Annotated in this window: 22 protein-coding genes; 6 read left to right on the top strand and 16 right to left on the bottom strand. The window is 39.5% G+C overall.

Annotated elements, in window-relative coordinates; translation table 11 throughout:
* Positions 1–12: 12 nt before the first annotated feature.
* Together ystJ and dnaE are read right to left on the bottom strand one after the other, a co-directional pair.
* Positions 13–1,251: an NADP-dependent malic enzyme gene (gene ystJ / locus FPQ10_RS04345; RefSeq protein ID WP_144160821.1), complete on the bottom strand. Its 1,239-nt coding sequence runs from the start codon at positions 1,249–1,251 to the stop codon at positions 13–15.
* 337 nt (positions 1,252–1,588) lie between these two features.
* The gene (gene dnaE / locus FPQ10_RS04350; protein WP_144160824.1) at positions 1,589–4,933 is read right to left on the bottom strand and encodes a DNA polymerase III subunit alpha; all 3,345 of its coding nucleotides are present in this window, start codon (positions 4,931–4,933) and stop codon (positions 1,589–1,591) included.
* Positions 4,934–5,115: 182 nt separating this feature from the next.
* On the opposite strand from dnaE, the gene FPQ10_RS04355 reads away from it, so the two are divergent.
* The 3 genes from FPQ10_RS04355 to FPQ10_RS04365 all read left to right on the top strand — a co-directional run bounded on the left by FPQ10_RS04355 (position 5,116) and on the right by FPQ10_RS04365 (position 6,322).
* A complete protein-coding gene (locus FPQ10_RS04355; protein WP_144160827.1) occupies positions 5,116–5,445 on the top strand; it encodes a YtrH family sporulation protein in 330 nt (109 codons plus the stop codon).
* A gap of 30 nt (positions 5,446–5,475) precedes the next feature.
* Complete coding sequence (gene ytrI, locus FPQ10_RS04360; RefSeq protein WP_144160830.1) at positions 5,476–5,994, top strand: sporulation membrane protein YtrI; 519 nt, start codon at positions 5,476–5,478, stop codon at positions 5,992–5,994.
* Positions 5,995–6,124: 130 nt separating this feature from the next.
* Positions 6,125–6,322 (top strand): YtzJ family protein, encoded by a 198-nt coding sequence (locus FPQ10_RS04365; RefSeq protein ID WP_144160833.1) that lies wholly within the window; start codon positions 6,125–6,127, stop codon positions 6,320–6,322.
* A gap of 112 nt (positions 6,323–6,434) precedes the next feature.
* On the opposite strand, the gene FPQ10_RS04370 is transcribed toward FPQ10_RS04365, so the two are convergent.
* A complete protein-coding gene (locus tag FPQ10_RS04370) occupies positions 6,435–7,397 on the bottom strand; it encodes a DHH family phosphoesterase (protein ID WP_144160836.1) in 963 nt (320 codons plus the stop codon).
* 130 nt (positions 7,398–7,527) lie between these two features.
* On the opposite strand from FPQ10_RS04370, the gene FPQ10_RS04375 reads away from it, so the two are divergent.
* Positions 7,528–7,818, top strand: a complete 291-nt coding sequence (locus FPQ10_RS04375; RefSeq protein WP_144160839.1) for a YtpI family protein — start codon at positions 7,528–7,530, stop codon at positions 7,816–7,818.
* 3 nt (positions 7,819–7,821) lie between these two features.
* On the opposite strand, the gene FPQ10_RS04380 is transcribed toward FPQ10_RS04375, so the two are convergent.
* Positions 7,822–9,126 (bottom strand): DRTGG domain-containing protein, encoded by a 1,305-nt coding sequence (locus FPQ10_RS04380; RefSeq protein ID WP_144160842.1) that lies wholly within the window; start codon positions 9,124–9,126, stop codon positions 7,822–7,824.
* Between the two features lie 626 nt (positions 9,127–9,752).
* Positions 9,753–10,433, bottom strand: a complete 681-nt coding sequence (locus FPQ10_RS04385; RefSeq protein WP_144160845.1) for a metal-dependent hydrolase — start codon at positions 10,431–10,433, stop codon at positions 9,753–9,755.
* 109 nt (positions 10,434–10,542) lie between these two features.
* Between FPQ10_RS04385 and FPQ10_RS04390 the strand changes: the two genes are divergently transcribed.
* A complete protein-coding gene (locus tag FPQ10_RS04390; protein ID WP_144160848.1) occupies positions 10,543–11,631 on the top strand; it encodes a M24 family metallopeptidase in 1,089 nt (362 codons plus the stop codon).
* Positions 11,632–11,709: 78 nt separating this feature from the next.
* On the opposite strand, the gene ald is transcribed toward FPQ10_RS04390, so the two are convergent.
* Together ald and FPQ10_RS04400 are read right to left on the bottom strand one after the other, a co-directional pair.
* Positions 11,710–12,831: an alanine dehydrogenase gene (gene ald, locus FPQ10_RS04395; RefSeq protein WP_144160851.1), complete on the bottom strand. Its 1,122-nt coding sequence runs from the start codon at positions 12,829–12,831 to the stop codon at positions 11,710–11,712.
* A 69-nt stretch (positions 12,832–12,900) separates the two neighbouring features.
* Complete coding sequence (locus FPQ10_RS04400; RefSeq protein WP_144160854.1) at positions 12,901–13,665, bottom strand: SDR family oxidoreductase; 765 nt, start codon at positions 13,663–13,665, stop codon at positions 12,901–12,903.
* Between the two features lie 153 nt (positions 13,666–13,818).
* Between FPQ10_RS04400 and FPQ10_RS04405 the strand changes: the two genes are divergently transcribed.
* On the top strand, positions 13,819–14,274 hold the full coding sequence (locus tag FPQ10_RS04405; RefSeq protein ID WP_144160856.1) for a universal stress protein: 456 nt from the start codon (positions 13,819–13,821) through the stop codon (positions 14,272–14,274).
* Positions 14,275–14,331: 57 nt separating this feature from the next.
* Here the strand turns inward: FPQ10_RS04405 and FPQ10_RS04410 are convergent, their stop codons facing one another.
* The 9 genes from FPQ10_RS04410 to FPQ10_RS04450 all read right to left on the bottom strand — a co-directional run bounded on the left by FPQ10_RS04410 (position 14,332) and on the right by FPQ10_RS04450 (position 22,428).
* Complete coding sequence (locus FPQ10_RS04410) at positions 14,332–15,147, bottom strand: EcsC family protein (RefSeq protein ID WP_144160859.1); 816 nt, start codon at positions 15,145–15,147, stop codon at positions 14,332–14,334.
* Between the two features lie 32 nt (positions 15,148–15,179).
* Complete coding sequence (locus tag FPQ10_RS04415) at positions 15,180–16,169, bottom strand: class I SAM-dependent methyltransferase (RefSeq protein WP_255439691.1); 990 nt, start codon at positions 16,167–16,169, stop codon at positions 15,180–15,182.
* Between the two features lie 202 nt (positions 16,170–16,371).
* Positions 16,372–16,842 carry a GerW family sporulation protein gene (ytfJ, locus tag FPQ10_RS04420; RefSeq protein WP_144160863.1) on the bottom strand — a complete coding sequence of 157 codons (471 nt, stop codon included), beginning with the start codon at positions 16,840–16,842 and terminating at the stop codon, positions 16,372–16,374.
* Entirely contained in the window at positions 16,835–17,410 is a 576-nt protein-coding gene (locus FPQ10_RS04425) for a DUF2953 domain-containing protein (RefSeq protein ID WP_144160866.1), read from the bottom strand. The genes ytfJ and FPQ10_RS04425 overlap by 8 nt, the downstream gene beginning before the upstream one ends.
* 185 nt (positions 17,411–17,595) lie before the next feature.
* A complete protein-coding gene (locus FPQ10_RS04430) occupies positions 17,596–17,784 on the bottom strand; it encodes an alpha/beta-type small acid-soluble spore protein (protein ID WP_144160869.1) in 189 nt (62 codons plus the stop codon).
* A gap of 102 nt (positions 17,785–17,886) precedes the next feature.
* Complete coding sequence (thiI, locus tag FPQ10_RS04435; protein WP_144160872.1) at positions 17,887–19,089, bottom strand: tRNA uracil 4-sulfurtransferase ThiI; 1,203 nt, start codon at positions 19,087–19,089, stop codon at positions 17,887–17,889.
* A gap of 4 nt (positions 19,090–19,093) precedes the next feature.
* Complete coding sequence (locus tag FPQ10_RS04440; RefSeq protein ID WP_144160875.1) at positions 19,094–20,230, bottom strand: cysteine desulfurase family protein; 1,137 nt, start codon at positions 20,228–20,230, stop codon at positions 19,094–19,096.
* 158 nt (positions 20,231–20,388) lie between these two features.
* On the bottom strand, positions 20,389–20,709 hold the full coding sequence (locus FPQ10_RS04445) for a hypothetical protein (protein WP_144160878.1): 321 nt from the start codon (positions 20,707–20,709) through the stop codon (positions 20,389–20,391).
* Between the two features lie 15 nt (positions 20,710–20,724).
* Positions 20,725–22,428, bottom strand: a complete 1,704-nt coding sequence (locus tag FPQ10_RS04450) for a septation ring formation regulator EzrA (RefSeq protein WP_144160881.1) — start codon at positions 22,426–22,428, stop codon at positions 20,725–20,727.
* Positions 22,429–22,594: the final 166 nt, after the last annotated feature.

Here is a 22,594-nt window from a genome sequence, read left to right on the forward strand (position 1 = left end):
TCATCTGCCCGATTATTTTTCATGGATTATTGTAAGCTCTTCTGTACGTTTACGTACTTCTTCTGGATCAACATCAATTCGTGCAACTCCTGATTCCATTGCGGCTTTTGCTACGGCAGCTGCAACAGCAGGCGCTACACGCTTATCAAATGGATCAGGAATGACGTAATCCGGTGAAACCTTGTCTTCTGCAACCAATTCTGCGATTGCTTCAGCAGCGGCAATTTTCATCCGTTCATTGATCCGAGTAGCCCGTACATCCAATGCTCCGCGAAAAATTCCCGGAAAAGCCAGTACGTTATTGACTTGGTTAGGGAAATCTGAACGTCCGGTACCAATCACTTTTGCACCCGCTTCTTTCGCATCGTCAGGCATAATTTCCGGATCAGGATTAGCCATGGCGAAAATCGTTGGGTCGTCGTTCATGCTCTCTACCATTTCTTTTGTCAATGCACCACCAACGGAAACACCGATAAACACATCTGAATCTTGAATGACTTCTTCCAAAGTTCCTTCAATATTATCTTTGTTCGTCATTTTAGCAACTTCATCTTTTACTTCATTCATTCCATATGGGCGACCTTCATAAATAGCCCCTCTTGAATCACACATAATAATATCGCGAACGCCAACGCTAAATAATAATTTTATAATGGCAATTCCTGCTGCTCCTGCTCCATTAATCACAACTTTAGAGTTTGAGAATGTTTTACCTGATATTTTCAAAGAATTGATCATTCCGGCAACGGTAACGATCGCTGTTCCGTGCTGGTCATCATGAAATATAGGTATACTCGTTTCTTTTTTCAGTCGATTTTCAATGACAAAGCAATTTGGCGCAGCGATATCTTCGAGGTTTACGCCACCAAATGTCGGCTCCATTAATTTTACGGTATTCACGATTTCATCAACATCATTTGTATTTAACGAAATAGGGAATGAATCGACACCAGCAAAGCTTTTAAATAGTGTTGACTTTCCTTCCATTACAGGCAAGGCAGCTTCAGGGCCGATATTACCGAGACCTAAAACGGCAGAGCCATCCGTCACGACAGCTACCATATTCCCTTTCATTGTATAATCATAGACAGTTTCTTTATTATCATAAATTGCTTTACAAGGCTCAGCGACTCCTGGTGAGTAAGCAAGACTAAGATCTCTTGCATTACGGATCGGAATTTTTGAATTTGTCGTTAGTTTTCCTTGGTTCACTTTATGAATGTGAAGTGCTTCCTCACGTAAATCTGCCACATATACCACTCCTTCATAAAAATCGTAGAAACAACTAAATTGGTCTGACCATTAACCTAATTAATTATAACAAACCATGAACACATGTAAAGAAATTCAGCTGAACCGTACATGCGAAAATGAAATGAATCGAATGAGAGTTGAATTTTAATACGTGGAAGTAATCACTTGGCAATTCGGTCGTTATATGTACATCTTATCCGCGCTGATCCATTATGAATCCAGACACAAAAATGATTAAAAAAAGAAACCAGATTTATACGACATACGGGAGTATTCCCGTTCACTTGGCGAATAAACCTGGTTGTGACAAAGATTGTTGCTATTTCAATATTATTCAACGCTTTCGCTTTTGTATGACAACATTATCGTTTCCGAACACCTCACCAAGATAATGAATCGATTCTTCGCTTAACTTCAGATCGTACTGTACAGATAGCTGGTACGACTTTTTCTCATTCGCCAGATAAAGGACAATGGGAGCCGTTCCAGGATACATTTTGCTGATTTGTTTAATCATTTGTAAATATTCCTTTTCCTTGTCGTAAATACGAATGAAAACGAGCTGTGAACTATCTTTAGGTAATTGCTGAATGTCCAATTCGGTTACATTTTGAATAATAAGTTGCTTTTCATTATTTCGTTCATCCGTTCGTCCCTCAATCTCAACAATCATACCTTCCGTAATTTTTCTTCCTACATCTCGATAGACTTGCGGAAAAATAACGCCATCGAGGGCTTCTGTTTCATCCTGCATTCGAATGAAAGCCATCTGCTCGCCACGCTTCGTGCGGATCTGCTTAATCTCATCAATTGAGGCGACTGTTCTGGTTTGTTTTTTTACTGGTAGCTTCCGAACTTGTTGGATGGTAGCCTGCCCTCGTTTCAATAAACTTCTTCGGACACTTTTCAAAGGATGGTCGCTTAACGTGAATCCAAGCACTTCTTTCTCCATACTAATTTCCTTAAGCGTTGAGAATGGTTCTGCTGGTGTATATTCGATATCCATATGAAACAAATCTTCATTCCAGTTCATTTGTTCATTGAAATGTGAAAAAAGTTCTCCTTGCTCGATTGCCTGAACGGTTGAAGCTAATAGTTGAGCACGATTTCGATTGGAATAATCAAATGCGCCGACGATAATGAGTGATTCAATTGCCGTCTGAGTGATCACATTCAAGTGTACTCTTCTTGTAAAATCAAATAAGTCCTTGAACGGTTGTTGTTTACGTGCATCTAACACTTCCATCAATGCTTGTCGACCAAATCCCTTAATCCCCAGCAAACCGAAACGAACTGTATTCGCTTCTTCAACGGTGAATTTACCAAAACTTTTATTAATCGAAGGCGGCAACACATTCAACCCGACTTGTTTGGCTTCTTTAATATATTTTTCGAGCTTTGTTGAATCATGGATGACAGAGCTTAATAATTCCGCGTAAAAATACGCCGGATAATTCGCTTTAAAGTAAGCTGTTTGATAGGAAATCATCGAATATGCAACAGCGTGACTTTTATTAAACCCATAGTCAGCAAATCGCTCAATCCATGAAAAAATTTCTTTAGCTATGGTTGGTTCGTACCCGTTCGCTTCAGCTCCTTGCATAAATAGATCCTTCATTTTCGCAATGGCGTCTGGATCCTTTTTGCTGATCGCACGCCGTAAAATATCTGCTTGCCCATAAGAAAAGCCCGCAATCAGACTAACGACCTGCATAATTTGCTCTTGATAAATCAGTACACCGTTCGTTTCCTGTAAAATCTGTTTTAAATCATCATGTATATAAGAAACCGCTTCCTGACCATTTTTACGCTTGGCATACGTTTCAATGAATTGCATCGGACCTGGACGAAACAACGCATTAACCGCTACGATATCTTCCAAACGATTCGGTTGAATTTGTCGAAGGGCTGATTTCATCCCACTGGACTCAAGCTGAAACACGCCCGTCGTATGACCCGATCTCAGTAATTGGAACGTTTTCGCATCATTCATCGGTAGTTTTTCCAACAAAATTGTTTTTCCTTCTTTTTCTCTTATTTGACGGATCATCCGTTCAAGCAATGATAAATTCCTCAAACCAAGAAAATCAATTTTCAGCAATCCGATGGCTTCTAGGTCTTGCATCGGAAATTGGGTTAAATAGACACCATCCTGTCCCTCTATAACCGGAACAGTATTTGTGAGATACCGATCACTGATCACGACACCAGCCGCATGCGTTGAATGATGACGTGGCAACCCTTCGATGACGAGCGCAGCTTGAAACATGTGAATCAGTTGTTGGGATTCCTGGATGTAATTCCGATACGTTTCATTTTCTTGAATAAGCTTTCGAAGGGACGTTGACTGCTTCGGTAAATGCTTCAGCAACCAATTCATTTGCTCATCGGTTATATGGAAAACCTTTGCGAGTTCCCGAATAATTGAACGAGATTGAAATGTACCAAAAGTAATAATTTGGGCAACACGATGCTGCCCATATTTATTTTTGACATAGTGAATCATCTCTTCTCTTCGATAATCCGAAAAATCAATATCGATATCTGGCATCGATTTACGTTCAGGATTTAAAAAACGTTCAAACAACAAATCATACGTCAAAGGATTTACCTTCGTAATTCCAAGCAAAAAAGCAACAAGAGACCCTGCCGCAGAACCTCTTCCTGGACCAGTCAAAATGTTTTCTTTATGCGCATGCCGCATAAAGTCCCAAACGATTAGGAAATAATCAGCAAAATCCATTTTTCCGATAATCGACAATTCTTCGTCCAATCTATTTTTTGCACGTTCCATTTGAGATTCAGCACATTTAACTGGCAGTTGCTTTTCACAAAGTTCGCGCAGAAAGTCGATGGATTTTTGACCTTCACCCATTGAAAAATGAGGCAATTCAAACCATTGATCAGGAAACTCAACTTGGCACTCATTTGCAATTTTCATTGTACGTTCAATGGCTTCTGGATAGTTATTCACAAATTCAGTCGGTAATTGTTCGCCAGTTACAAAATGATGAGCACCTGTATTCTTTTGGCGAATGGAAGACAGAGAGGATTGTTTTTTCATTGCTAACAGTGACTCATAACCAATTTTGTCACGCTCTTTTAAATACCTAACATCCACCGTAGCAATCATTCGATCAGCGTAATGCTGAGTGATTTGCTCCACCCATTGATTCAATCGCTCATTTTCAATATAAGGTTGCACGGCTATATACCAATCTTTCAACTTCGCATCAAGCGATTGGAAGATATTTTGGATCGTTTGATCATCTTCCAGATATACCAAGTCCTCGATAAAGGTATTGTAAACGGATAATACACAAAAAATGTTGGTACATTCCGATAGATCGTCCAATCGAATCGGTTCTTTCTTCGCCATCTTTCGGTTGGATAATTGAACGAGCTCTTCATACCCGCGTATATTCTTTGCCAATAAAATAAACCGAAGTGGTCGATATTCTGACTCCATGTAAACATCGGCTGTCATACCGATAATCGGTTTCACATCATATTGAGAACACAACTCATAAAACCGGTATGCACCAAATAACACCTCATGATCAGTCAACGCCAATGAGTGCATGCCGCTTTGCTTTGCTTCACTTACTAACGATTCGAGCTCAATTGTACTTTCCATTAGCGAAAAACTACTATGTATTTGTAAGTGGACAAACTCCATCGGAACCACACCTTCTATGTCTTTTCCATTCTTTCATTATCTTCTGTTTATCTACGTACAAAAATTAATCATTACTATCTATTATAGCTGAGCAATGAACTTCTTGAAATCTCAACATATCAATTTCATTCAATTCATAGAATGGAACTAGGACATGTCGTGCATTGAGAGGAAGTCAACGAATGGAAGAACGAGTTATATTTGCGATGATCAAAGTTTTTTTTATCTCATTTGGCGTAGTGACTGGTGGTGCACTTTTTGGCAGTCTCAGTGCTTATTTAACAGGCGAACCACCTATTTCTGAATTGATTCTTGCCGCCAAACGGTTACGCATTTGGGCAATCGTCGCTGCAATCGGCGGGACTTTCGATGCCATATCGACATTTGAGAAAGGGATATTTGAAGCATCGACCATTGACTTAATCAAACAAATATTATTGATTATTACAGCCATGGGAGGCGTTAAATCCTCTCTCATGCTTATTTCATGGATTACCCAAAGTGAATTTTAATGACCTTATTTGATGATTGGACGAAAGCATATGCACATTCCTCCTTACTACAAAAAAAGAACATGGCAAAGTTTCTTCCTTGGTGTTTTGGCTGGTGTCATTGTCGGTTATATCTTTTTTTTATTTGTTTACGGAAAACATACCGAACGCTGGATTGAAGAAAACATGGAAATTCGGACAGAGTTAAAGCAAGTGAAACAGGAAAACGACCTCTTGAAACAGGATAAAGAAAATTTAAATGAAGAACATGAAGAGAAACTAACGATCCAATCATTTGAAATCAATTTAGATAACGCTGAAGAACTTGAACTTGATCGGTTTACAGAATATGAATTGACTGAACGGATCGAGGACGAACTCAACCCTGTGATTGGAAGAAACATCGCTTCTGTTTCGGATCAACGAGATTTGCTCATTCGGACGATTGAGAATCAAACCTATCATGTTAGAGATATCGATTACTCGGTTACCATCTCTCATTTGACTGTCGCTCCGATCTTAGTGATCACGGTCGAAGTTCAAGTGGAAACTGGAGGGGCAACGCTTTAGTTTGTTCATAAAATGGTCATAAAAATGTGTCCATTTTTAGAAAATTTTCATATCAATAATTAGGAACCAATTGGATGGGATAAAATATAATTGTAAGAGAATCGAATTCTTTTAAGAAGGAGTGGTAATGATGAAAGTAATTCACACACAACGAATCGCCAACGACAAAGTTGCCTTACTCATGAATGGTTATTCGGCATTTGCTGAAACTGAAGAAGTCATCCGACTCGTAAATCGAAGAATTCATCGTAATAATTTAAACATTATCGTAGAACGGACCAACGTAGGTTGCTGGTTCATCCCAGAACAAGTGAACAAAGCCCAATAGTCCAATCTGGCTATTATTCCAGAGACAAAGATATGTGTAATTCTTACTTAAACAGATGAATTCCCCTATAAATAAATGGGTAACTGGTCGAATGAAACGACCAGTTTTTTGTTTATTGTTTTAAATCATGTTCCGCTAAATAATCATTGCAAATTCGATCTAAGTCCTTGACCAACAAACCTGCCTCATTCCACGTATACACCTTTGCACCAGAAGCCATCGGATGTCCACCACCGTTGTACCGAGAAGCCAATTCATTGATCACAGGGCCTTTCGAACGTAACCGCACACGAATCACATCATCTTCTTCGATAAAAAATACCCAAGCAATGACTTCTTGAATATCTCCAGCGATACCAACAAATGAATGGGTTTCTTCACTCGTGACCCCGTAATCAGCCAATAATGCTTTTGATAACCGAAACACGGCAGCTCCACTTTTTCGAGGTGTCATTTGTTGGAGTAAATGTCCCTTCAAGCGGGCAATTTTAAGTGGCACTTGGTACATGCTGTCATACAATGAGTCACGATCGAAATCATATTGAACTAATTCTCTTGCCGCTTCAAATGTACGATTTGTTGAACTCGGGAATAAAAAGCGACCTGTATCGCCGACAATTCCAGCGTACAATAGTCTTGCCGCTTCTCGATTCAACTGGAATCCTCGTTCTTTTCCAGCTACATATAGCTCATAAATCATTTCACTCGTCGAAGAAGCTGATGGGTCTACCCACATATAATTGCCATACGGCTCTCGATTTGGATGGTGATCAATCTTAACGACGACTTCTCCAAGTGAATAACGCTGATCGCTGATTCGCTCCTCATTCGCCGTATCACAAACAATTACCAATGCTCCATCGTACTCTTTATCTGCAAAATCATCTAGGCGTGCGAGATAGTTCAAAGACATTTCTTCTTCCCCAGCAAGCAACACCTTTTTATCCGGGAACGATTGGCGGATGATTTCACCTAGACCTGCTTGTGATCCATAAGCATCCGGATCTGGTCGTTCGTGTCGATGAATGATAATTTTGTTGTATTTTTCGATGAGTTCAATGATTTGTTCCGTCACATAAAGCACCCTTTCTCTAAAACAATTGCGTTCATTCAATTTTTCGCCATACCTTTATCGTCTCGGTGGCTAGAATTTTTACAAGACAATCTGTACAATAAAAGAAGTTATCTTTCTAGGAGGAATTTTCATGCCAATATTTATTACATTGATTGTTGTTTCATTTATTCTATATATTTATTTTAAAGTCCGAATCATCAGTCAAAAAGATCCACTTACCATGCGATTTACCAACGCGAAAGCACGAATCGCTCTAGGTATCTTCATTTCTACATTCGGAGCGAACCAATATGTTTACTATCAAACCCAATTGGCTCTCTTTGTTTGCTTGTTGTTTGTGATCCTAGGCATTATCCAAATCGTTTATGGATATCGATTATATAAACATTACCGTGGTGAAATCATTCGTCTGAGTGACTGAATGTTAGCGGTCAATAAATTGAACCATCACCATTGCTTTTCCGGCAAGGCCTAAATCGGAGGATATTTGAACGTCCACCTTGGCAAATTTTCGGCCGGATTCAAGTATTTCTGTCGTTATAATTAAACGATTCCCTAACTGAGCAGGCTTCATGTAGTAGATCGATAAATTTTCGATGACCATGTCGCCTGTTTTGTTTCTTTTTAATACTTGATTACAAGCTTCAGAGACAAAAGAAGCGAATACTCCATGTGATAACGTTCCAAGATTATTCGTTAGCTGTGGCGTGACTTCTGCCTCAAACAATTTCTTCTCTTCATCGTAAATTAATTCTTTTTGGACAATGTCATCAATTGTTTCACCGATCTGTGGTTGTCTTTGGAAATTCTGCAATCCTTTAATGACATCCTGGCGAGTAATCACACCTAAAAAGACATCACTCTCATCTACCACAGGCAATAATTCGATTCCTTCCCACACCATCGTATGGGCGGCATTAGCTAAAGAAGTCATTGCTTTAACGGTAATCGGGTTCTTCGTCATTACTTTGTCAACCTTCATATCCTCATTTTTGCCGATGACATCTTTTGAAGTTAAAATACCAATTACTCGATTATTACCATCCAAAACTGGATAACGGCTATGTTTACTTTCTTCATTCAGCTCATGCCATTTCTTGACCAAGTCACCGCTTCTTATGTTCACTGAGTGGTCGATAGGTGTATATAGATCATCGACTAACGTAACTTCTTTTTTAATCAGTTGGTCATAGATCGCCCGGTTGATCATTGTGGCCACAGTAAATGTATCATATGTACAAGAAATCACCGGCAGCTCATATTCATCGGCTAATGCTTTCACATAATCACTTGTGTCGAACCCACCTGTAATTAAAATGGCGGCTCCTTCACTGAGTGCTTTTTCCTGAGCTTTAACACGGTTTCCGACAATGAGCAATGATCCCTTTTCGGTATAGCGCATCATCGCTTCTAATTGCATCGCACCGATCACAAACTTACTTAATGTTTTATGTAAGCCCGCTCTTCCACCCAGTACATGGCCATCCACAATATTGACGATTTCAGCAAACGTCAGCTTTTCGAAGTTTTCTTTTTTCTTTCTTTCAATTCGGATAGTTCCAACTCGTTCAATGGTACTCACATACCCTGTGTTTTCCGCTTCTTTGATTGCTCGATAAGCAGTTCCTTCACTCACATGTAGCTCTTTAGCAATCAATCGAACAGAAATTTTCGTGCCAACCGGAAGCTCTTCAATATATTTTAAAATTTGTTCATGCTTTGTCAGCATATATTTCACCCGATTCTCAAGATAAATTCTTGTTCTTATTATACCCCTAATAGGTCATGTGGTTCAATTTTTCCTATTAAAAGAAATTTTTTAGCGTTTGATGGATGATTGTTTTCGAAGTTGGCTCTAGGAACTTGTAAAGATCTTCGCTACGTTTTAACTTATGCCTTTTTTCAAAAAAACTTCTATATTCCACCGAAGGACTTTTAATTTCGTTCATCCGGGTGTTTAGAGTGCTTCTATTCGACCGAAGAAAAACATTCGAACGCCTTTCGGACGTATAGAGTGCTCCTATTCGACCGAAGAAAAATATTTGAGCACCATTCGGGCGTATAGAATGCTCCTATTCGACCGAAGAAAAATATTTGAGCGCCTTTCGGGGGTATAGAGTGCTTCTATTCGACCGAAGAAAAATATTTGAGCGCCTTTCGGGGGTATAGAGTGCTTCTATTCGACCGAAGAAAAATATTTGAGTGCCATTCGGGCGTATAGAATGCTTCTATTCGACCGAAGAAAAATATTTGAACGCCTTTCGGGGGTATAGAGTGCCCCTCCCTATTCGACCGAGGGAACGCGATAATGGAAATGCCACGAGGCAAACCTCGTGGCATCTGTCTCGTCAAAATTTATAATTCAACCATGTCCCCAGCCTTCATCACTTTCCCTACTCCTTTGCCTAACTTTTCTACGAAGGCATTCGGGTCTTGTTCAATAACAGGGAACGTATCATAGTGAATCGGAACGACTTGTTTTGCTTGAATCCATTCCGAAGCCAGCTTCGCATCATCTGGCCCCATCGTGAAATTATCCCCGATCGGAACGAAGGCTAAATCGATGTCATGCATTTCACCGTACATTTTCAAATCTGTAAACAATGCCGTGTCACCTAGATGATAAATGGTTTTTCCATCAATCGTCAGCATAATCCCAGCTGGCATGCCTGTATAAACAATCGTGCCGTCTTCTTCTGTATAGCTTGACCCATGGAACGCTTGTGTGAATTTAACCGTTCCAAAGTCAAATTCATGTGAGCCACCAATATGCATTGGATGAGTGTTTAACCCTTTATCACCTAGATAATTGGCCAATTCAAATGGTGCTACGACGAGGGAGTCATTATTTTTGGCGATTTCTTCTGTATCCCCAACATGATCATTATGTCCATGTGTCAGCAAAATAACATCTGCTTTCACACTTTCCAATTTGAGATCGCAATTTTCATTCCCTGTGATGAAAGGATCAATTAAAATTGTTTTCCCATTTGCTTCAACTTTTACAACGGAATGTGCATGATAAGATACTTTCATGAAAAGACCTCCTTTAAATAATTCCATACATCAAGGGTTCTATACTATTTCTTATTTCCCCTTCTTACGATAGGATAACACATAAGAACAAAATTTCAGAGGTGATTAAATGGAACGCATTGAGCGACTTACAAATGAATTAAAAAAAGAACAAATGGATGCCATCTTCATGACTTCCAAATCTAATCTTTATTATTACACGAACATTTACGCAGAAGCCCATGAACGTTTACTTGCTTTGTATGTAGATGTTCACGGAAATATCTTATTGATTTGTCCTTCACTTGAAAAAGAAGACGTAAAAAATGCGGGCTTTACAGAGGATGTCATCTATTATGGAGATCACGAAAATCCTTGGGAGAAATTGAAACAGAAGCTAACTGGAATAGACGGAATTAATCGTCTTGCGATTGAAAAGGAAGTATTGAATGTCAATCGATTCGAGCAGCTGAAAAATGTTTTCCATACTGCTGAATTAGTGGATGGGCAAACGCTCTTAAATAATATCCGTTTAATTAAAGACGACCAAGAATATCGTTATTTAAAAGAAGCAGCCGAATACGCTGACTTTGCGATCGAAACAGCTTTGAAGCATATTGCACCCGGACAAACCGAACTCTCACTAATTGCAGAAATCGAGTATGCGCTCAAAAAAGAAGGCATTCGGGAAATGTCCTTTGGTACGACCGTTTTGACGGGAGAAAAGTCGGCGGCACCACATGGTAACCCAGACTTAACTGCAATGGCGTCGGGGGACTTTGTGTTAATGGATTTAGGTGTTGTTCATCAAGGTTATTGTTCTGATATTACTCGGACTGTTGCGATTGGCGAAATATCCAATCAACAAAAAGAAATTTATCAAACCGTTTTGAAAGCGGAAGAGAAAGCGCTTGAAGCCAGCCAGATTGGAGTTCCTTTAGGTAAAATCGACCGCACAGCACGAGAAGTGATCGAAGCCGCCGGTTATGGGGACTATTTTATGCACCGGATCGGACACGGTTTAGGTATTGAAGTCCATGAATTTCCATCACTCGCTTCGAATATTGAATCACTGCTTCAAAAAGGAATGTGTTATACAATTGAGCCAGGTATCTATTTACCAGGTGTCGGCGGAGTTCGGATTGAAGATGATGTTTTTGTTACCGATCGAGGTGGAGAGCCTTTGACAACATTCACAAAAGAACTCATACAACTGTAACGAATAGGATTGTAGACAAAACCCTTAATGGAAAGCTGCCCATCGTCACGAATCGACGGTGGGCAGCTTTTTGTCACTTTATTTAGAGGCTAACAACTCACTGATATCTTTAAAATCCAATTGATGTGCTTCTGCTACTGCTTCAAATGTGCAATAGCCATCCAATGTGTTAATTCCTTTTCGTAAGCTTTCATTTTCTTCACACGCTTTTTTATACCCTTTATTGGCAATTTGTAAAGCGTATGGTACTGTGACGTTTGTCAGTCCGATTGTTGACGTACGTGGAACAGCTCCAGGCATATTAGCCACAGCATAATGAACTACGCCATGTTTTTCAAACGTTGGATCGTCGTGTGTGGTCACCCGATCGATTGTCTCAAAAATTCCACCTTGGTCAACGGCGACATCGACAATCACCGAGCCTGGTGACATTTTCTTCACCATCTCTTCTGTTACTAAGGTTGGCGCTTTAGCACCCGGAATCAAAACGGCTCCGATGACTAAATCTGAATTAGCTACAGCCTGCTCAATGTTTAACGGGTTGGACATGACCGTGTTCACTTGATTACCAAACAAGTCATCCAGCTCACGAAGTCTTGAAGCATTCACATCCATCATGGTAACGTTTGCACCTAAACCGACTGCAATCTTCGCGGCACCCGTTCCGACACCACCCCCACCGATGACAGTGACATTTCCAGGAGCAACCCCTGGAATTCCGCTTAAGAGAACACCTTTACCACCTTTTGTTTTTTCCAAAAACTGCGCACCGATCTGTGAGGCCATTCGTCCAGCAACCTCACTCATTGGTGTCAATAGAGGCAAGGATCCATTCGGTAACTGAACCGTCTCATAAGCGATTCCTACCACTTTATGATCAATCAATGCCTTCGTTACTTCCGGCTCATTTGCCAAGTGAAGGAAAGTCAAAAGAATCTGACCTTCATAAAAATAATCAAATTCTTCTTCCAAAGGCTCTTTTACTTTCATGATCATCTCTTGTTCCCAAGCTTCTCTTGCAGTTGAAACAATCGTAGCTCCTGCTTCGGCATATTGATCATCAGTAAAATTAGAACCCTCACCTGCATTCGTTTCTACATAAACCTCATGACCTTGTTCCACAAAGGAAACAACGCCAGCTGGTGTCAAAGCGACGCGGTTCTCGTTATTCTTAATCTCTTTGGGTACACCAATTCTCATACCCCACCCCTCCTAACGAAAAGATATGTAACATATTCAAATATATCATTAGATTTCTAAAATGTGAAACTATTTTGTTAAATGACGATGAATGACATCCAAACCTCCAGTAACTTCAATAACAGAACCTGTAATCATATCAGAATCATCCTCACACAAAAAACCAACCGTCCGTGCAATATCTTCTCCTGTTCCAGGTCGGCCAATCGGTGTTTCAGTCTCAGAAACTTGGCGGCTCTCTTGGATAGGACTTTCTTTCATCTCACCCGTAATATTGCCTGGAGCAACCATATTCGCTGTGATCCCATATTCCGCTTCCTCCAAGGCAATGGTTTTCATCAACGAAGCGGTTCCGACCTTTGCGGCAGCGAATGCTGACCGGTAAATCCATCCTGGCGCATTATTCACACCTTGAAAACCTAAAAATATAACACGGCCAAATTGCTGTTTACGCATTAATGGTATAATTTTTTTCAGAAAATGAAACGAAACATTCAAGTTGCCATTGACCATTTGATTCCATTCGTCTTCTTCATAATCAACCAATTTTTTTCGTTCAAAAATATATGGTCCTGCATTGCTGACAAAGCAATCAATTCGGCCGAAGCGGCTTACTGCTTGCTCTACAACTTTATCGATTTGTTCTTGATCCGTAACATCCAGTTGCAGCACTTGGAGTCGGTCTTGTTTGTCTTTGTACATTTCGACTAATTGATCTGCCCGCGACTTGTCTGAGCGGTAAGTTGCTGTCACACTACATCCTTTCTTTAAAAAATAATCGGTCATCATTTTGCCTAGACCTTTTGAACCTGCTGTAATTAATACATGTCGCACTTTTTTCACCTCATATTGCTACATTTACATATCTTTCATTTTAACACGAAGAATACATGTAAAGGCAATAATCGTCCTATGCGCATTGCGTTTCATTTGATTCAACTAATGATATAATGAATATAGAGTTGAAAATTCGTTGGAGGTGTTCATATGGCAATGAAATATCATAAAATCCTAGTAGCTGTCGACGGATCCAAAACATCTGAATTAGCTTTCAAAAAAGCAGTTGAGATTGCTAAAAGGAATGATGCCAAGTTACTTATTACACACGTGATTGATACGCGCGCTTATTCTTCTATTGAGGCTTATGATCAAGGGATTTCGCAACGAATTGAGAATGATGGATTACAGTTAGTCAATAACTATAAAGAACGAGCCGAGAAAGCAGATTGTCAAGATGTCATAACCATTCTTGAAACCGGCTCACCAAAAGTTAAAATACCAAAAGAGATTGCACCTAAGAATGATGTTGATTTGATTATTTGCGGGGCGACAGGGTTAAACACTGTAGAGCGCTTCTTCATTGGCAGCGTGTCTGAGCATATTACACGCTTCGCAACAACGGATGTTCTTGTGGTTCGCTCCTCTGTGGAAAACGAAGAGTAAAGAAAATGGCCTCATTTGAGATTAACTTCTCAATGAGGCCATTTTTAGTAAAAAGAACTACTCTTTATAATCTTGTATCAAACGATATTGATAAAAACGTTTTGCAAAATCCGTCAATTGTTTAGCCAGCTTATAATTGTAAGCTGCCCCTATTCCTACACTGACAAGCGGGATACCTTGAAATAACTTTTTTCGGAAACCAACAATGAACAATGTTTTAAACAGTTGGCGAATCGGTTGGTTCAGCCAACTTTCATCCGTCAATAACTCTTTGTTTTTCATCACGGACTCCAATTCTTTCACTTGCTCCTTTAAATCTTCCCATGCAGCACCTTGCAAACGCTTTGGTAAGGATCCAGCATGAAAGACTTTCAATGCGATTAACATTTCAATCGGATTGTTCAAGTTATAGCCAAATGACGAACCAATGAGTTGGATACTTCGCAAATTAAGCGCGACAATTAACGGCAAATCGGCAGCCAATAATAGAAAACCACCCGCACCAGTAATTCCACCCTGCGCAAAACTGTATACCCGATTTTTCGCAACTTGTTGATCAGCTAAATACGTCAGCTTTTCAATCGATAACTCTTGTAAATCTTCAATTCGCTCGATATTTTCATCATAAGTGCGTGCGATCTGCAAAATTCGCTGTGTCGCTTCCGTCTGGCTGTTCGTATTTTGCAGAAAAGTATACGTGTATAAAAACCATTGATCAATGGATTCGAAGAAGTTTTTCTTTAGTGGACCTGGAAGCTTTGAAAAATATTGCATCATCCATTCATCATACAATTTCTCAAAATCATTGAGTTCGTAGTTGGACATTTCATTTTCCCACCGCTCAATTTCACGTAAAACTCGTTCTTCTCCCATTGAATCACTCCCGATTTTGAACTTAATTCATACTACCGATCATTTGCAAACCATTCATTAATTTGATCAATCGTTCGGTTCATACCTTGTGCATCTTTAAAAGACGGAAGCTGTGCTAGCATGACTTTTCTCGGTTTCTTCGCTTCATTCCCTTTCTTTTGCAAGATCAAGATACTCTTTCCTTGCTTTTCTTCTTTGAATAAAGAAGTCGGCAATTCCAATACGCCATTGATATAAGCTTCTTCGGCGAGAAATTGATTTAACTTCTTATCTTTATCCATTTCAAACAAGAAGTTTGGAACTAAGAAGAATAAATAGCCGCCAGGTTTCGTATAGGTTAAACTTTGTTCAATAAATAAGTGATGCGCGAAAGAATGGCCTTCTTCAGCTTTCAGTTGGAATCTTTGCGCATTGTCGTCATCTGGGTAATAACCAACCGGCAAATCGGACAAGACAACATCGACTGGCTCCAAAAGAATTGGCTTCAAGCTGTCTTGGTGAAAATATTCAATCTCTCTTTCCTGTAAGTTCGTATGGTTATATGCTAATCGCATCAATGTTGGATCAACTTCACTGCCAAAAGCTTCTACTTGCTTATTCGTCAGTTGATTTAATACAGCTAAAAGAAAGTTAGCCGTTCCAACTGCCGGGTCAAACATTCGGAATTTTGATTTCCCTTCCATAAATTTTTCAATCAAATAACCGATCAATATTCCGATGGTGTCCGGTGTTACATAGTGATGTTGTTGCGTCGCGCCTTTCATCCCTTTCAAGATCGCGATTTGCATTGCTTTACGTCTTTCTTCCATGGAAAAATCATGCAAGTCGATACTTTCCAATTGATTTACTAAACTTTTTTCGTATGTAGACTTCATGTTTTCAGGTAATTCAGGGTCAAATAAAAGCCCACTGGAAGCAATCAACGCTTCTAAATATGGGACGGACTCTTCACTCTCAATAATTTTTGTCGTTTGATCAATCCAATCGAATAGACGTTCCATTTTCTCCATTTGCTCCGCCATGTTCATTCCTCCGCTTCAAACAATCTCTGTTTATTTTAGCAGAGAAACAAGGTCTTTTCCTAATCATAAGCAGTATCGTTTTCAATCCAGGAGGTATTTCATTTATTTCTAACGCTTCTTTTCAAACAAAAGAGACTAGGCCAACAACAATTAAAGTTCATTGTCGGTCTAGTCTCGTGTATTGTATAAATACTATCTGTTTTTAAGATTGTTCCGGAGCTGAAGGCGGAGGTCCTTGTTGCGAATTCGATTGATGATTGTGCTGCTGTTGTCCACCTTGATTATTGATTAGACTTTTTACGTAATCGGCCGCCTTTGGTGCTAATTCAAGAAGTTTTTCCATCAAGTGGGTTTGGTCGTTCATATGAACCATTTGAATATCATCTGGCCGAACAATCAAAAATGCAATCGGTGTAATCGATACACCTCCACCCGCTCCGCCGCCGAACGGCAACGACTGAGAGGATGATTCAGAGTCACCTGAACTCGATGAATCGGCAAATTCACTTCCACCAGAAGCAAAGCCAAATCCAACTTTTGAAACAGGCAAAATGACCGCTGTCTTGTCTGGCGTTTCAATCGGATCGCCAATAATGGTATCCACATCGACCATATCTTTAATGCTATCTAGTGCCGTTGCCATCAAATCTTGAATCGGATGTTCCTCACTCATAATTGTCCACCTCATTAACTATCGATTTCAATTTTCTCAAGTTACCTATAATGTGACCGAATGGAGCGAAGAATATGCAAGAGAAGTTCGTTTCAAATTCGGTTTGATGAAAATTGGGTTCAATCGCAATCTCAGGTATCGTCGTCGATTTCACATATTTTTTTATACCATGAAAACATGCGTGCTTAATGGAATAACCAACGCCATAAAGAATAGCTGTTTCATTCGCTTTACTCAAACCGAATACCGTTTTCCATTTAAATTCCTTCATTTTCAAAGAGGAGGCTAAATCCATCAATTGCTCGTATGTTTGCCGATAGAAAGTCTGTTTCTTTCGTTTATGATTTTCGTTCATCATCACCGTCAATTGGTCCAGGAACTGCTCGCCTTGAGGGAGAATAAGGGATTTTTCATAATTCGTGAACAACCCCGTGATGCGTATGGTAGCTACTTTCTCACTCTTTGAGTAAACAAGGAACAAGGCAATTTCAACCGGTTTATGTAATAACCATAAGATGATGATCAAGATTACTAAAGTAAAAATCCCTAATCCAATCCATATACCCATCGTTTTAAGCCTCCTCAAATACTTAGGTTAATCCATTCCAAGGAAAACTATGCCAACTAGAGCAATATCGATTTTTTTACTCACATATAAAGTGACCTAGGTCATTTGATATTCAATAAAAAAGCTGTTCCACAGCTTCAAAAAATGAAACCGGGAACAGCTTTTATTCAATCCACTATTCTATTTTATTTCATTTGTTGTTGGGCTTGTTGTACAAGACGTTTTGTGATTTCGCCTCCAACAGAACCATTTGAACGAGATGTTGAATCTGGACCTAGCTGAACACCAAACTCTTGTGCAATTTCAACTTTCATTTGGTCTAGAGCTGCTTCAACTCCAGGTACAACTAAATTGTTTGAGTTTTGGTTTGCCATTCCTATCACCTCCTCGTTACCTATTGTGGTTCATAGGAGGAAATCAATACTGTGTAAATCATGGAAACTAAGGTACAGATTAGTTATCGTTGATTACCGTGCTTAAAACAAGTCATTATAAACATCTTCTTTAGAAGAGCGAGAGCCTTCAAACACTACTGTTTCCATGCCATCGACAGCTCGTTGTAATTCTTCAGTAAAGTCGACTTTTGATTCAAATGCATTTACTTTATCACGTCTTGGTTTCGTTTTTGGTTGTTTCGGCACAAAAATCGTACAGCAGTCTTCATACGGACGGATCGAAATCTCATACGTATCGATTTCTTTAGAAATATCGATGATATCTAATTTATCCATAGAGATCAGCGGTCTCAAAACAGGATAATTCGTTACTTCATTAATGGTATGCATGCTCTCCATCGTCTGACTGGCAACTTGGCCGAGGCTTTCACCGGTGATCATCGATAAAATCTCTCGTTTTTCCGCGACCATTTCACTGATTCGGAGCATCATCCGTCGCATGATCGTCATCCCATAATTTTCGGGCATTTCTTTATGAATTTTTTGCTGAACTTCTGTAAAAGGAATGACGTGAAGCGTAATTTTCCCGCCAAAACGCGTTAACTTTTCAGCTAAATCTTCAACCTTTTGACGCGCACGGTCACTTGTGAAAGGCGGCGAATGAAAATGAATGGCTTCTAGCTCGACACCACGTTTCATAGCTAGATAACCAGCAACAGGACTATCGATTCCACCTGACATTAACAATAAGCTCTTACCGGCTGAACCGACGGGCATTCCGCCTTTACCAAATGTTTTTGACGATGTAATATACGTTGCTTCTTTTCTAATTTCAACACGTATTTCAACATCTGGATGATGGACATTGACCATCCACTTGTCTGTATTACTAAGAAGATGACCGCCAAGAATTTGATTCATCTCTTGCGATGAGATTGGAAAGCTTTTATTTGGGCGCTTTGTTGCCACTTTAAATGTTTGACCCGTCTCTTTTTCAAGCGCAGCCAAGGCTCCTTCTTTAATTGCTTCTTTTTCATTTTCGACTTTTAAAGCTAAACTGAAAGAGTGAATCCCGAAAACTTGCTTACATACTTCGCTGACACCTTCAGCAGACTCACCGTTCAATAAAATGTACATATGATCTCTTTTGGCCTGTATTTTCGTTTTCGGAAAGTCAACTAAAGCTTTACGCATATTATTTTCCAATAGTTGTATAAAGTGCCTTTTGTTTTTTCCTTTTAGCGCTAATTCTCCATACCGTATTAATAAATGATTATATTCCATAAAATTACCCCATTAATTCTTCGATATTTTTTATTTTTTCATATAAAACAGTTAGAAACGTATCAATATCTTCTTTCGACTGGTTCATATGCATGCTGACACGAATAGCAGCGGCTGTGTCATTCGTGTCAAAACCACAGGCTAGCAACACATGGCTTGGTTCGTTTTGTTTTGAAGAACAGGCCGACTTTGTCGAAACCATAATACCTTCTTCACCCAACGCATGGATCAGTACCTCTGGTTTGAACTTTAATACAGAAAAGTTAAGGATATTGGCAATCGCATCGTCAGGTGAGTTAATTTGAATGTTTGGAATCTCTTTCAACCGATCACGTAATGTTCGGTTCAATGATGCCACCGATGGATAATTCCTCTGTTGCTCTAACGCCAAGCGCATCGCTTTTGCCAAAGATACGGCGCCTGCTGGATTTTCAGTTCCTGGACGAAAAGTGTCTTGCTGACCACCCCCATAAAATAGTGGCTTTACCATTAGACCTCTCCGTTTCAATAAAAGACCAGTCCCTTTTAATCCATGGATTTTATGTCCAGAAATCGTCATTAGATCAATGCCTTCATGCGAATATGGAAGCGAAACCTTTCCGAACCCTTGTACGTGATCGACATGAAAATGAGCGGCTGGCCATTCTTTTAGAACGTCTGCGACTTGTTCGATTGGCTGGATACTGCCGATTTCATTATTAACATGCATCAATGTAACTAAAATGGTTTCTTCCCGCATTGCGTTTTTTAGGTCATCAATCGAGATCTTGCCCGTCTCATTTACTGGCAAATAGGTGACTTGGAACCCTTCTCGTTCTAACTGCTGGCATGTTCCCAAAACGGATGGGTGCTCGATGGCAGACGTAATGATATGGTTCCCTCGTTTTTGATGCGCATAAGCTATTCCTTGGATCGCCATATTATTACTTTCCGTACCACCAGATGTAAAAAAGACTTCTTTTTCATGAATCCCTAGTAATGAAGCGATTTGTTTTCGTGATTCACTTACCAATTTTTCAACTTCTCCACCAGCGATGTGTATCGAAGAAGGATTAGCAAAAAAGTCAGTCGCCACTTTTGTATAGGATCGAACGACAGATTCGTCCGGTTTTGTCGTTGCACTATTATCTAAATAGATCATCTTCAGTACTCCTTTAAATGTCTGCGTACTTTCCACCTTAGTATATTATCAAAAACTCGTCGATTGACAAGACTGAGTAGAAGGAAATCACTAAAATGAATGCAGACCTTGCATTCGATTCAATGTTAGAAAGTCATTCTCAAAAAAAGAAGCGTTCCTTATGAAGAAGGAACGGCTTCTTGTTCAATCTCTAACCAATTCAACAACTCATCAATCGGGATACCATCTTTGAATCGTTGTTTTTTACTGTATCGATCAATTGTTTTTTCCTTTGCTGATTGGTCTTGAACTGGAGCAGTAACAACTGACTCACTCTCAATAAAGACTACATATTCTTTTCCCACCATATTCGATTCAGCTATTTCATCATGGGATGAACCGAGGAGAATTTCATCGTCCGTATTCAAGAAAACGAACAATACAACCGTCCATGTCATTAAACAGGCAACCAAGCTCATGATCACATATCGCATTCCCATTAAACTCGCTCCTACTTAGGAAACTGAAGTCTCTTCTGACCCAATAAACTCTTCGATTCGTTTTAACGCACCAGGTTCAATCTCTTCCAAGGAGTTCGCAGCTTTTTCTAATGCTCGCTCGTATTCAAAATCGAGAAAGTTCGCTTCAGCTTCTGCGATATTTGCAGCTAAAATCGGATATTGGCTACGGTACCGGTTCGCATATTGAATCACACGTTCAGCAAGTGTTGCTTGTTCAATGAGTAAATCCGTTTGTTCGACGGCTTTCTTGACACATTTTTCTGCTTCATTCAACAACTCAGTAGCTTTGTCCATATCAAGTGGTTGCTCTTCGATGTTCGCATGCCCTTTCTCGATCAGCTCCCTCGCTTGATTAACGAGTTCGACCAAGTAATTTGGCACACCAGGCAAATTGTGTTTATGCAACTTTTGTTTAACTACAAGGATTTCGTGTTTCAATGCTGCAATTTGATCTCTTGCCTCAAGTTCATCTTTCCTCAAGTTATGCAGATAATGATCAAATGCTTCTTGCGGTTCTTGCCATTCTTTATACTGATTGAACCATTGTTCGATTGCCGTGCGAATTGTCGAAAATGGCTTGTTGTCATCTTCTAGCATCTGTTTAATTTCAATGGTTGCTCGATCTAACTCATCAATTAATTGCCCAAGTTCCTTTTGCTTTTCTTGCTTTTCACTATTGAGATGATAATTTTCTTGCACTGCCGCAACACTTTCTTTCGTTTTCTCAAAAGTCTCTTTGGCTTGCTGCAATTTTTCATCCATTTCTGGAACATGTTCCACAACATATTTCTTATCCAAGGCTTCTTTTTCTAAATCATCATAAATTTCTTTCATTCTGGATTCGACTTCGGTAATTTTCTCACTAACTCCATCGTCATTGCCTTGGTTTAATTGCTCAATCAAAGCCAACAACGTTTCATGCAATAGATTGACTTCTTTATCGACACCTAGATGTTGGATTCGGAAGCCTTCATCTCTCATTTCACGTAAGCCATTTTGCAAATGGTCCAATTCTTCAGGAAGGGACTGCTTACACGCTCTGTACAATTCCGGGAATTCGTTTGATTTCCGTTCAATTTCATTTAAACGTGCTTGTAAATCATGAATCAACGATTGAGCTTCCGTATAATTGCCTTCGTCACTCAATTCTTCAAATCGAGCCAATTCAGCTTCTATTTCATCTAATTCAACTTCAAAAACGACCTCTGCTTTACCGAGCTGATAGCCGTTTTCTAAAACTTTTTTTCGAACTTCTTTGATTCGTGGATTCACTTTTTTCGCTTCTTCTCTACTGTTTTGTTCTGAATGAAGCAACCGTTCCACTTCTGCAAAAATTTCATCAATTGTATGTTCAACTTGGTTTAATTTTTCTTCAGCAGATTGTAATACGAGGAAAGCTTTTCGGAATCGATACTTCTCAGCTGCTTCCTCTGATGCGAGTAATTGGTCTTCTAACGATCCGAATGTTTGATGATTGATTTCATCCCATTCTTCCCGCCAGGATTCAAACAGCTCCTCTGTTTCACCAGATAGATTGAGATGCCTGATTTTACCCAATTCTTCCGCTACTCGACGATTCATCAAATAGACTTTCTTTTCTTCCAATGCATCTACGCGTTGGTATACTTTACGTCTCATAAAAACACCAACCAAAATTAATGCAACTATGATGATTAAAATTGTTAAAATCAGTTCCATCAGAAGCCCTCCAACCTCACGACTCGTGAATCCTATCTCTATTCCTATATAATAGCATGTTTAGACATTAAATGGCTAAAAATTTAAGCATTTTATATAAAATTCTATCCGTTTATCGGGTTTTGTGACGAATGCTCGGATAATGGCAACCATTTCTTAAATGTAT

Source organism: Allobacillus sp. SKP2-8 (assembly GCF_007559355.1).
In the GTDB taxonomy this organism is placed as follows: Bacteria; Bacillota; Bacilli; order Bacillales; family Alkalibacillaceae; genus Allobacillus; species Allobacillus halotolerans.

Bases quoted from the DNA above. Each gene is read 5' to 3' on its own strand.
- dnaE (WP_144160824.1), bottom strand. From the start codon at position 4,933: ATGGAGTTTGTCCACTTACAAATACATAGTAGTTTTTCGCTAATGGAA.
- FPQ10_RS04355 (WP_144160827.1), top strand. From the start codon at position 5,116: ATGGAAGAACGAGTTATATTTGCGATGATCAAAGTTTTTTTTATCTCA.
- ytrI (WP_144160830.1), top strand. From the start codon at position 5,476: ATGCACATTCCTCCTTACTACAAAAAAAGAACATGGCAAAGTTTCTTC.
- FPQ10_RS04365 (WP_144160833.1), top strand. From the start codon at position 6,125: ATGAAAGTAATTCACACACAACGAATCGCCAACGACAAAGTTGCCTTA.
- FPQ10_RS04375 (WP_144160839.1), top strand. From the start codon at position 7,528: ATGCCAATATTTATTACATTGATTGTTGTTTCATTTATTCTATATATT.
- FPQ10_RS04380 (WP_144160842.1), bottom strand. From the start codon at position 9,126: ATGCTGACAAAGCATGAACAAATTTTAAAATATATTGAAGAGCTTCCG.
- FPQ10_RS04385 (WP_144160845.1), bottom strand. From the start codon at position 10,433: ATGAAAGTATCTTATCATGCACATTCCGTTGTAAAAGTTGAAGCAAAT.
- FPQ10_RS04390 (WP_144160848.1), top strand. From the start codon at position 10,543: ATGGAACGCATTGAGCGACTTACAAATGAATTAAAAAAAGAACAAATG.
- ald (WP_144160851.1), bottom strand. From the start codon at position 12,831: ATGAGAATTGGTGTACCCAAAGAGATTAAGAATAACGAGAACCGCGTC.
- FPQ10_RS04405 (WP_144160856.1), top strand. From the start codon at position 13,819: ATGGCAATGAAATATCATAAAATCCTAGTAGCTGTCGACGGATCCAAA.
- FPQ10_RS04410 (WP_144160859.1), bottom strand. From the start codon at position 15,147: ATGGGAGAAGAACGAGTTTTACGTGAAATTGAGCGGTGGGAAAATGAA.
- FPQ10_RS04415 (WP_255439691.1), bottom strand. From the start codon at position 16,169: ATGGCGGAGCAAATGGAGAAAATGGAACGTCTATTCGATTGGATTGAT.
- ytfJ (WP_144160863.1), bottom strand. From the start codon at position 16,842: ATGAGTGAGGAACATCCGATTCAAGATTTGATGGCAACGGCACTAGAT.
- FPQ10_RS04425 (WP_144160866.1), bottom strand. From the start codon at position 17,410: ATGGGTATATGGATTGGATTAGGGATTTTTACTTTAGTAATCTTGATC.
- FPQ10_RS04430 (WP_144160869.1), bottom strand. From the start codon at position 17,784: ATGGCAAACCAAAACTCAAACAATTTAGTTGTACCTGGAGTTGAAGCA.
- thiI (WP_144160872.1), bottom strand. From the start codon at position 19,089: ATGGAATATAATCATTTATTAATACGGTATGGAGAATTAGCGCTAAAA.
- FPQ10_RS04440 (WP_144160875.1), bottom strand. From the start codon at position 20,230: ATGATCTATTTAGATAATAGTGCAACGACAAAACCGGACGAATCTGTC.
- FPQ10_RS04445 (WP_144160878.1), bottom strand. From the start codon at position 20,709: ATGGGAATGCGATATGTGATCATGAGCTTGGTTGCCTGTTTAATGACA.
- FPQ10_RS04450 (WP_144160881.1), bottom strand. From the start codon at position 22,428: ATGGAACTGATTTTAACAATTTTAATCATCATAGTTGCATTAATTTTG.